1 protein-coding gene is annotated in these 2,197 nt (G+C 57.1%); it reads left to right on the top strand.

The annotated features are described in order from the left end of the window. Nucleotides 1-606 precede the first annotated feature (606 nt). Nucleotides 607-2,151 carry a sodium:solute symporter family protein gene (locus RR842_RS03025; protein WP_332522224.1) on the top strand — a complete coding sequence of 515 codons (1,545 nt, stop codon included), beginning with the start codon at nt 607-609 and terminating at the stop codon, nt 2,149-2,151. Nucleotides 2,152-2,197 lie beyond the last annotated feature (46 nt).

The following is a 2,197-nucleotide window of genomic DNA, read 5'->3' as shown; positions in this document are numbered from 1 at the left end:
TAACCATCAAATGTTGGCGATGAGCGGCATTTCTTTACGATTGCTCTTAATTGTCGAGCTGAATTTGCTCCACTGTGATAAAGTGTGCGCATGCATTCTGCAGGGGAACATACTGGAGCTGCTTTCGACAACCTACAAAAGGTTGGCGTTTTTTTCATTTCCCCTTCCTATTATTCCTATCGATACCTTTAGCACATGGGCTTGCCTCCTGTGCTGCGCTGCACCGATAGAGTGCCGCGCACGCCAGGGAAGGGCAAGGTCATGTGCGCCGCACCCGGTGGTAGGGCTGAATGTTGCACGTGAAACGTTCGCCGCGCAATCGCTGCTCCATCCCGGTGGGTTCCTGGTGTTTTGCCGTCTCTCGTTTCCAAAGGTTTTCTGCTCGTGTAGGTGGAAGCCGATGCCCGATTCTGTGGGCGCAGGAAAGCGGATAGTCGCTCGATCAGGCATGGCTGGCCCAGCGCGTCAAAGGCGATTCGGTTCTTTAAAGCAACTAAAGCGGTAAAACGAGCAAAACGGTTAATGCGAGTAAAGCAACCGAGGCGAATTTTTCGCTGACAGTTTGAAACATGAAAAAGTCATTGCAGCAACGATAGGACGAGAAAAATGATTGAAAAGATACTGATGGTGCTCATTTTCGTCGGTGTGGCGGTGGGCGTGGGCATCTACTGCCGACAACATGCTCGAAGCGTCGACGGGTTCGTGCTGGGAGGGCGTAGCGTGGGGCCGTGGCTTTCGGCATTCGCGTTCGGCACCAGCTATTTCTCAGCGGTTATCTTCGTGGGATATGCCGGTCAGTTCGGATGGAAATACGGCATCGCAGCTACCTGGATCGGCATCGGCAACGCCATTTTGGGCAGCTTGTTAGCCTGGTGGGTGCTGGGTCCACGCACGCGCGAGATGACGCACCGCCTGGGTGCGTCCACGATGCCCGAGTTCTTCGGCGAGCGTTTCCAGTCGAAAAGTTTGCGCATCGCGGCCGCGGCCATCATCTTCGTGTTCCTCATTCCGTACACGGCCAGCGTTTACAACGGCCTGTCGCGCTTGTTCGGCATGGCGTTCGGCCTGCCCTACGAGGTGTGCGTCATCGGCATGGCCGTTATCACGTGCATTTACGTGGTGCTGGGCGGCTACATGGCCACGGTCATGAACGACTTTATCCAAGGCATCGTCATGCTGGTCGGCATCGTGGCCGTCATCGTGGCCGTGCTGGTGAACAACGGCGGCTTCATCGAGGCCATCAACCAGCTGTCGCTGATCCCCTCCGAGGGCAGCGAGATGGCGGGGCCGTTCGTCAGCTTCTTTGGCCCGAATCTGCCCGACCTGCTGGGCGTTATCATCCTTACCAGCTTGGGTACCTGGGGTCTGCCCCAGATGGTGCAGAAGTTCTACGCTATCAAAAGCGGCCCTGCGGTGAAGCAGGGAGCCATCATTTCCACGGTGTTCGCCATGATCGTTGCGGGCGGCAGCTACTTCTTGGGCGGTTTCGGTCGGCTGTACGGTGGACAGGTCGAGATGACGGCGGCTGGCACGCCGGTGTACGACTCCATTATTCCCACCATGCTGTCCACGCTGCCTGACCTGCTTATCGGCATCGTTATCGTACTGGTGCTGTCCGCCTCCATGTCCACGCTGTCGTCGTTGGTGTTGACGTCGTCAAGCACGCTTACGCTTGACCTGATCAAAGACAATATCGTGAAGGACATGAGCGAGAAGAGGCAGCTCGGCTACATGCGCGTGCTGCTGGTGGTGTTCATCGCTATCTCGGCGGTGATGGCTATTATGCAGTACAACTCCTCCATTACGTTCATCGCGCAGCTCATGAGCATTTCCTGGGGCGCACTGGCCGGGTCGTTTCTGGGCCCGTTCTTCTGGGGTCTGTACAGCAGGCGTATCTCGAAGGCGGCGGTGTGGGCCAGCTTCATCGTGGGCGTGGGCCTGACCACGGGCAACATGATCGCTGGGTTCTTCGGAGTGCCGCTTATTGCCAGTCCCATTAACTGCGGCGCTATAGCCATGGTGTTGTCGCTGATCATCGTGCCGCTGGTGAGCTTGTTCACGAAGAAGGTTCCCTTCGAGATCGATCCGCCGCACGCCGAGGGCGCTATCGACCGCGAATACGAGCAAGAGTTGTTGGAGAAAGAAAACTAGTTTGCGTGCAGTGGAGGTTGAGCGCTGAGGGTTGCCGGCCTGTCGG

Source organism: Gordonibacter sp. (genome assembly GCF_036667095.1).
Lineage (GTDB): Bacteria > Actinomycetota > Coriobacteriia > Coriobacteriales > Eggerthellaceae > Gordonibacter.
The sequence above is the reverse complement of the archived record's forward strand: the minus strand, read 5'-3'. Positions and strand labels throughout refer to the sequence as shown.